Origin of the sequence: Pseudomonas sp. NBRC 111119 (genome assembly GCF_001320125.1) — a bacterium.
GTDB classification, from domain to species: domain Bacteria; phylum Pseudomonadota; class Gammaproteobacteria; order Pseudomonadales; family Pseudomonadaceae; genus Aquipseudomonas; species Aquipseudomonas parafulva.
In genome coordinates this window covers 65425-72986 of the sequence record NZ_BCAV01000011.1, presented here as the reverse complement: position 1 = coordinate 72986, position 7562 = coordinate 65425, and the positions used below count along the sequence as shown (strand labels likewise).

At 63.2% G+C, this 7562-nt stretch carries 8 protein-coding genes; 4 read left to right on the top strand and 4 right to left on the bottom strand.

Annotation, left to right across the window (positions count from 1 at the left end):
- Window positions 1-95 precede the first annotated feature (95 nt).
- The 3 genes from APH25_RS05700 to APH25_RS05690 all read right to left on the bottom strand — a co-directional run bounded on the left by APH25_RS05700 (window position 96) and on the right by APH25_RS05690 (window position 2185).
- A complete protein-coding gene (locus APH25_RS05700; RefSeq protein WP_060481369.1) occupies window positions 96-959 on the bottom strand; it encodes a carboxylate/amino acid/amine transporter in 864 nt (287 codons plus the stop codon).
- Between the two features lie 203 nt (window positions 960-1162).
- A complete protein-coding gene (locus tag APH25_RS05695) occupies window positions 1163-1762 on the bottom strand; it encodes an FMN-dependent NADH-azoreductase (RefSeq protein ID WP_028635456.1) in 600 nt (199 codons plus the stop codon).
- Between the two features lie 108 nt (window positions 1763-1870).
- Window positions 1871-2185 carry a hypothetical protein gene (locus APH25_RS05690; RefSeq protein ID WP_060481368.1) on the bottom strand — a complete coding sequence of 105 codons (315 nt, stop codon included), beginning with the start codon at window positions 2183-2185 and terminating at the stop codon, window positions 1871-1873.
- A gap of 47 nt (window positions 2186-2232) precedes the next feature.
- On the opposite strand from APH25_RS05690, the gene APH25_RS05685 reads away from it, so the two are divergent.
- From APH25_RS05685 to APH25_RS05670, 4 genes are all read left to right on the top strand, one after another.
- On the top strand, window positions 2233-3156 hold the full coding sequence (locus APH25_RS05685; protein ID WP_028635454.1) for a LysR family transcriptional regulator: 924 nt from the start codon (window positions 2233-2235) through the stop codon (window positions 3154-3156).
- A gap of 13 nt (window positions 3157-3169) precedes the next feature.
- A complete protein-coding gene (locus APH25_RS05680; protein WP_060481367.1) occupies window positions 3170-3982 on the top strand; it encodes an alpha/beta fold hydrolase in 813 nt (270 codons plus the stop codon).
- Window positions 3976-4533 (top strand): peptidylprolyl isomerase, encoded by a 558-nt coding sequence (locus APH25_RS05675; protein ID WP_060481366.1) that lies wholly within the window; start codon window positions 3976-3978, stop codon window positions 4531-4533. The genes APH25_RS05680 and APH25_RS05675 overlap by 7 nt, the downstream gene beginning before the upstream one ends.
- Before the next feature lie 61 nt (window positions 4534-4594).
- The gene (locus tag APH25_RS05670; protein WP_060481365.1) at window positions 4595-6427 is read left to right on the top strand and encodes an ABC transporter ATP-binding protein; all 1833 of its coding nucleotides are present in this window, start codon (window positions 4595-4597) and stop codon (window positions 6425-6427) included.
- A 5-nt stretch (window positions 6428-6432) separates the two neighbouring features.
- Here the strand turns inward: APH25_RS05670 and APH25_RS05665 are convergent, their stop codons facing one another.
- A complete protein-coding gene (locus APH25_RS05665) occupies window positions 6433-7560 on the bottom strand; it encodes a GNAT family N-acetyltransferase (RefSeq protein WP_060481364.1) in 1128 nt (375 codons plus the stop codon).
- Window positions 7561-7562 lie beyond the last annotated feature (2 nt).

Here is a 7562-nt window from a genome sequence, read left to right as displayed (position 1 = left end):
CTCGGTCTGGCAGGCGAAAAAACCCTAAAAGCGGGCACCTGCATGCCCTCACACCCTGCTCCCGCCAATCATTCGGCAAAGCGCGCGCGTAGCGCTCAAACAGGTTGATTCACCCGCCCACCCACCCGGCTCAGCCATACCGAGGCCAGAATGATCGTGCCGCCAATGAACAGCCGCCCCAGCGGCTCGTGCTGGTTCCAGATCAGCAGGTTCAGCAGCAGCCCCACCGGCACATGCAGGTTGTTCATCACGGCCAGCGTGCCGCCGGAAACCAGGCACGCACCCTTGTTCCACCAGTAAAGGCCCAGGGCTGTCGGGCACAGGCCCAAGAACAACAGCACCAGCCACTGCACCTGGGTAGCGGGCAAGTGCTGAGGGTTGCCGAACAGCAGGAACGCGGGCAAGGCCACCAGCAGCGCGCCCAGGTAAAAGTAGCCGAAGCGGGCATAGTGCGGCAGCTCGCTGGGGTTGCGGGCCACCAGGTGGCGATACAGCACCTGGCCGGCGGCATAGGTGAAGTTGGCCAGCTGCAGCAGTAGGAAGCCCATGAAAAATTCACCGCTGATGCTGTCGAAACGGATCACGGCAGCCCCCGCCACTGCCACCAGCGCTGCCAGCAACGCCCAAGGGTTGAAACGCCGGTTCATGGCGTCTTCGATCAGGGTCACGTGCAGCGGTGTCAGGATGGTGAACAGCAGCACCTCCGGCACACTGAGCACGCGAAAGCTCAGGTACAGGCACACATAGGTGATGCCGTACTGCAGCGCGCCGATCAGCAGCATCGAACGCATGAAGCGTGGCGGCACCTGGCGCCAGCGGGTCAGGGGCAAAAACACCAGCCCCGCCAGCAGCACCCGGGCCAACACGGCGAAATAGCTGTCGACGTGCCCGGCCAGGTACTCGCCGATCAGGCTGAAGGAAAACGCCTGGATCAGCGCGACGATAATCAGGTAGCCCATGGTTGCCTCTCTCGGATAAGGCCGCGACCTTAGCGGCTTGCACCGGCCCAGTTCAACCACTGGGAATGGAGGGATAACCACCCTTGCGCGGGTCGCCCCCACCAGCGCCCTTTTCGCACCCCATAAAAAAGCCCGGCCAGTGGCCGGGCAGGTTCACCCAAAGGAGCTAAAAACGGGTGCAAGGGTTGGGAATTCGGTACGCCTCAGGCGATCGCGGCCATCTGGGCCTTGGCCTGGTTCAGGCCCTTTTCGTGGAAATCACCGCTCATGTTCAGGCCTTCGGCGTGGATGAAATCAACATCGTGGATACCGATGAACGCCATCACCTGGCGCAGGTAGGGTTCCTGGTGATCGCTGGTGGCGCCGGCATGAATGCCGCCACGGGCGGTGAGCACAATGGCGCGTTTGCCGGTCAGCAGGCCCTGTGGGCCGGTTGGCGTGTACTTGAAGGTGACGCCGGCGCGCAGCACGTGGTCCAGCCAGGCCTTCAGGGTGCTGGGGATGGTGAAGTTGTACATGGGCGCGGCCATGACCAGCACATCGGCAGCCAGCAGTTCATCGGTCAGCTCGTTGGAGCGTGCCAGGGCGTCGAGCTCGGCGGCGCTGCGTTGCGCTTCTGGCTTCATCCAGCCCCCCAGCAGGTGGGCGTCCAGGTGCGGTACCGGGTTGGCCGCCAGGTCACGCACGGTGATCTGGTCAGCGGGGTGGGCAGCTTGCCATTGCTCGATGAACTCCCGGGTCAGCTGGCGGGAAATCGAATCCTGCTGACGTGCACTGCTTTCGATGATCAATACGCGGGACATGGATGCCTCCATCGGCAAAAAGGGTTGCGAGTCGATGGAGGGAAGACTAAAGCTTGACCTATCGATTAAAAAGCGTAAAAAGTGGGTGTAACATATCGATTAATTTGTTTATTCAGCCGAGCAGGCAACCGTGACACGCAGCTTGATGATCTGCCGGTTGAACTTGGAAGTGACGTCGGCGCGTTTGCCTGCCGGCACATTCACACGCCGCACCCTGGGGGCCTCGGGGCCATTGCGGAAGGTGACCTTGCAGGCAGCGGGCACCTGGCCATAGTTGTCCAGGGTGATGGCGCCGATATCGTAGGCGGTGTCGTAAGCCGTGGCATCAAGCTTCACCCCGTCGATGTGTTTTTCCACCTCGATGGGGTAGGCAAACGCTGCAACCGGCAGGCACAGCAGCATTGCTGCACATAATTTTTTCATCGGCGCTCTCCTTGAAAGAGCGCAGCTTAGGACAACAGGAGCACCACATGAAAGCGCCGCGCGTGACCCTAGACCAGTGGCGGACCCTGCAGGCGGTGGTCGATCACGGCGGCTTCGCCCAGGCAGCCGACGCCCTGCACCGCTCACAGTCGTCGGTGAGCTACACCGTGGCGCGCATGCAGGAACAACTGGGCGTGCCGTTGCTGCGCATCGATGGGCGCAAGGCCGTGCTCACCGAGGCCGGCAACGTGCTGCTGCGCCGCTCGCGCCACCTGGTCAAGCAGGCCAGCCAGCTGGAAGACCTGGCCCACCACATGGAACAAGGCTGGGAAGCGGAAGTGCGCCTGGTGGTCGATGCCGCCTACCCCAGTGCCCGCCTGGTACGCGCCCTGGCTGCCTTCATGCCGCAAAGCCGGGGGTGCCGCGTGCGCCTGCGCGAGGAGGTGTTGTCGGGGGTGGAGGAAGTCATGCTCGAGGGCATCGCCGACCTTGCCATCAGCAGCTACAGCATCGGGGGCTACCTGGGTGCGGAGCTGAGCGCGGTGGAGTTCGTGGCGGTTGCCCACCCCGAGCACAGCCTGCACCGGCTGGGCCGTGAACTGACCTTCCAGGACCTGGAAAGCCAGTTGCAGGTGGTGATTCGTGACTCCGGCCGTGCCCAGCCCCGTGATGTGGGCTGGCTGGGCGCCGAGCAGCGCTGGACGGTAGGCAGCCTGGGCACCGCTACCACCTTCGTCAGCAGCGGCCTGGGCTTTGCCTGGCTGCCGCGGCACATGATCGAACGCGAGCTGCGCGACGGCGTACTGAAACCTCTGCCGCTGGACCAGGGTGGCAGCCGCCATCCGCTGTTCTACCTTTATTCGAGCAAGGAAAAGACCCTGGGCCCGGCCACGCAGATCCTCATCGATCTGCTGCGCAATTTCGACACGGCTCCACTGGACGTGCCCTTCGCCGCCCCCGCCCAAGCCTGACAGGACCGCGCCCATGGCTTATTTCGAACACGAAGGCTGTGCACTGCACTACCGCGAGTACGGCCAGGGTGAGCCACTGGTACTGCTGCACGGCCTGGGCTCCAGCAGCCAGGATTGGGAACTGCAGGTGCCGCTGCTAAGCCAGCACTACCGGGTGATCCTGATGGACATCCGCGGCCATGGCCGGTCCGACAAGCCCCACGACGGTTACCACATCGCCACCTTCAGCGCCGACCTGCTGGCCTTGCTCGAGCACCTGCACACCGGGCCCGTGCACTTGGTGGGGCTGTCCATGGGCGGCATGGTGGGTTTCCAGTTTGCCGTCGACCACCCTCAGTGGCTGCGCAGCCTGTGCATCGTCAACAGTGCGCCCGAGGTCAAGCGCCGCACGCGCAGCGACTGGCTCTGGTGGCTGAAACGCCGTGGGCTGGCCACCGTGCTCAGCGTCGAAACGGTCGGCAAGGCCCTGGCCCAACGGTTGTTCCCCAAGCCAGAGCAGGCCGCGCTGCGCCACACCATGGCGCAGCGCTGGGCCCGCAACAACAAGCGCGCCTACCTCAAGAGTTTTGACGCCATCGTGGACTGGGGCGTACAGGAACGCATCGGGCAGATCCACTGTCCTACCCTGGTGATTGCCGCCGACCACGATTACACCCCGATACAACTCAAAGCGGCGTACGTCGCCCTGATGCCCCAGGCAACGCTGGTAGTGATCGAAGATTCCCGGCACGCTACCCCCCTTGATCAACCCCAGGTTTTCAACCAGACCCTGCTGCAGTTTCTTGCAGCGGCTTGCTCCCCTGAAGGATCTTTGCGCCCATGCTGAAAAAACTCCTGCTTACCGCCTGCTCCGTTGCTTTCGCCACCAGCGTCATGGCTTCGGACAAGACGCCGCACGTGCTGCTGGACACCAGCTTCGGCCAGGTAGAAATCGAGCTCAATGCCGAGAAAGCCCCGGTCAGCACCAAGAACTTCCTGCAGTACGTCGACAGCGGCTTTTACAACAACACCATCTTCCATCGAGTAATCCCGGGCTTCATGGTGCAGGGCGGTGGCTTCACCGAGCAGATGGTACAAAAGCAGACCAAAGACCCGATCCGCAACGAGGCCAGCAACGGCCTGATGAATACCCGGGGCACGCTGTCGATGGCGCGCACCTCCGACCCGGACTCGGCCACCAGCCAGTTTTTCATCAACGTGGCTGACAACGACTTCCTCAACCCCGGGCGTGACCGCGGCTACGCCGTGTTCGGCAAGGTGACCAAGGGGATGGACGTGGTGGACCAGATCGTCAATTCGCCTACCACCATCAAGAAAGGCATGCGTGACGTGCCTGCCGACCCCGTTTTCATCAAGTCGGCCAAACGCATCGACTGATCGCGAGTCTCACAAGGACGTGCGCCGCTTCGCGGCTGGATGAACAGGAGTTGCATCGCCCATGCTGTACCGTCGTTTCGAACAACTGATCGATATTTTCCGCGACGCTCCGAGCGAGGCACCTCCCAGCCGCGTGTGGCCCTTCTACCTGTATTACCTGCGCCAGGTCTGGCCCAGCTTCCTGGCGCTGCTGGTGGTGGGCCTGGTGGCCTCGTTGATCGAGGTGGCCATGTTCAGCTTCCTCAGCCGCATTATCGACCTGGCCCAGGGCACCCCCAATACCCGTTTTTTCAGCGAGCACAGCGGCGAGCTGGTGTGGATGCTGGTGGTGGTACTGGTGCTGCGCCCGCTGTTTTTCGGCCTGCATGACCTGCTGGTGCACCAGACCATCAACCCGGGCATGACCAGCCTGATCCGCTGGCAAAACCACAGCCACGTGCTCAAGCAGAGCCTGAATTTCTTCCAGAGCGACTTCGCCGGGCGCATTGCCCAGCGCATCATGCAGACCGGTAACTCGCTGCGCGACTCTGCAGTGCAGGCGGTGGATGCGCTGTGGCACGTACTGATCTACGCCATCACCTCGCTGGTGCTGTTCGCCGAGGCGGACTGGCGGCTGATGCTGCCGTTGCTGGCGTGGATCGTGGGCTATATCGCGGCGCTGTTCTACTTCGTGCCGCGGGTGAAGGAACGCTCGGTGGTTTCTTCCGATGCCCGCTCCAAACTGATGGGGCGCATTGTCGACGGCTACACCAACATCGCCACGCTCAAGCTGTTCGCCCACACCGATCATGAACAGCAATATGCCCGCGAGGCCATCAGCGAACAAACCGAGAAAACCCAGCTGGCATCACGGGTGATCACCAGCATGGACGTGGTCATCACTACCCTCAACGGCCTACTGGTGGTGGCAACCACGGGGTTGGCACTGTGGTTGTGGAGCCAGTCGCTGATCACCGTGGGCGCTATCGCCCTGGCCACCGGCCTGGTCATCCGCATCGTCAACATGTCGGGCTGGATCATGTGGGTGGTCAATGGCATCTTCGAGAACATCGGCATGGTCCAGGACGGTTTGCAGACCATTGCCCAGCCGGTCACCGTCACCGACCGCCCCGATGCCCCGCCCCTGAAGGTTAGCCGGGGCGCCGTGCGCTTCGACAACGTGGGCTTCCACTATGCCAAGGCAGCCAATGTGATCGAGGGGATGAACCTAAATATTCGCCCTGGTGAGAAGATCGGCCTGATTGGCCCCTCCGGCGCGGGCAAGTCGACCCTGGTCAACCTGCTGCTGCGCCTGTACGACCTGCAGGCCGGGCGCATTCTCATCGATGGCCAGGACATCGCCGAAGTCAGCCAGGCCAGCCTGCGAGCTCAAATCGGCATGATCACCCAGGACACCTCGCTGCTGCACCGCTCCATCCGCGAGAACCTGCTGTACGGACGCCCCGAGGCGAGCGACGCCGAGCTGGACGAAGCGATGCGCCGCGCCCGCGCCGATGAGTTCATCCCGCAACTGTCGGATGCCCAGGGGCGCACCGGGCTGGACGCGCATGTGGGCGAGCGCGGGGTGAAACTGTCTGGCGGCCAGCGCCAGCGCATTGCGATCGCTCGGGTGCTGTTGAAGAATGCGCCCATCCTCATCATGGACGAGGCCACTTCAGCACTGGACTCGGAAGTGGAAGCGGCCATTCAGGAAAGCCTCGAAACGCTGATGCAGGGCAAAACGGTCATTGCCATTGCCCACCGCCTGTCGACCATTGCCCGCATGGATCGGCTGGTGGTACTGGACAAGGGCCGTGTGGTCGAGGTGGGCAGCCACAGTGAACTGCTACAGCAGCGGGGCTTGTACGCGCGGCTGTGGCATCACCAGACCGGCGGCTTTGTCGGGGTCGACTGACCCCTTCACGCCTGACGATAAGGCAACATGCCTCGCGCCTCTTCGGCATAGGCCATCACACCCGCACGCTCCTGCACCAGAAACTCGTCCACCGCACGGCGCAACCCTGGGTGCAGCAGGTAGTGCCACGAACGGGTCAGCACAGGCTCGAAGCCACGTATCAGTTTGTGCTCACCCTGCGCCCCGGCATCGAAGCGTTGCAGGCGCTCGGCAATGGCGTAGTCCATGCCTTGGTAGAAACAGGTTTCGAAGTGCAGCCGGTCGAATTCGTCCAGGCAACCCCAGTAGCGGCCAAACAGGCTGCCTCCACCCACCAGGCTCAAGGCCATGGCCACGTCCCGCCCACCTTGGCGCGCTATCACCACGCGCAGCGCCTGGGGCATGCGTGCAGCCAACAGGCTGAAGAATTCACGGGTCAGGTACGGCGCGCGGCGGCGCACTGCGTAGGTGTTGGCGTAGCACAGGAACACGAAGTCCCACTGGGCTTCCGTCAGCTCATCGCCACGGTACCAGCAGAAGTCGATGCCGTGCCCTGCCACCTGGTCACGCTCCTTGCGCATCTGTTTACGCTTGCGCGAGCTGAGGCTGTCGAGAAAATCCTGAAAATCACGGTACCCCTTGTTCTGCCAATGAAACTGGCACCCCAGGCGCTCCAGCCAACCGGGCAGCCCGGCAAATTGCTCATCCAGCGCGGTGTCGGTGAAATTGACATGCGCGCTGGATAGCCCCGCCTTGCCCAGGTACTCCGGCAGCGCCTGCAACAGCAGCAAGCCGTCCGCCGCATCCGCCGCCAGCAACCGCGGCCCGCTTACCGGGCTGAACGGCACAGCGCCCAGCAACTTGGGGTAGTAGGCAATGCCCGCCCGTTCGCAGGCATCCGCCCAGCCGTGATCGAACACGTATTCGCCAAACGAGTGCCATTTACGGTAAGCCGGCAGCAGCGCCCGCACCTGCCCGTCCCGCTCCAGCACCAGGTGTTCGGCGGCCCAGCCGGTGGCACGGGCGACACTGCCACTGTCTTCCATGGCACTGAGAAACGCGTGGCTTAAGAACGGCTGGCCATCGGGCACCAGGGCATCCCAGGTGGCCGCTGGCAGATCACGCAATTGAGCAAGGCTGTACAGGCTGGTCACGG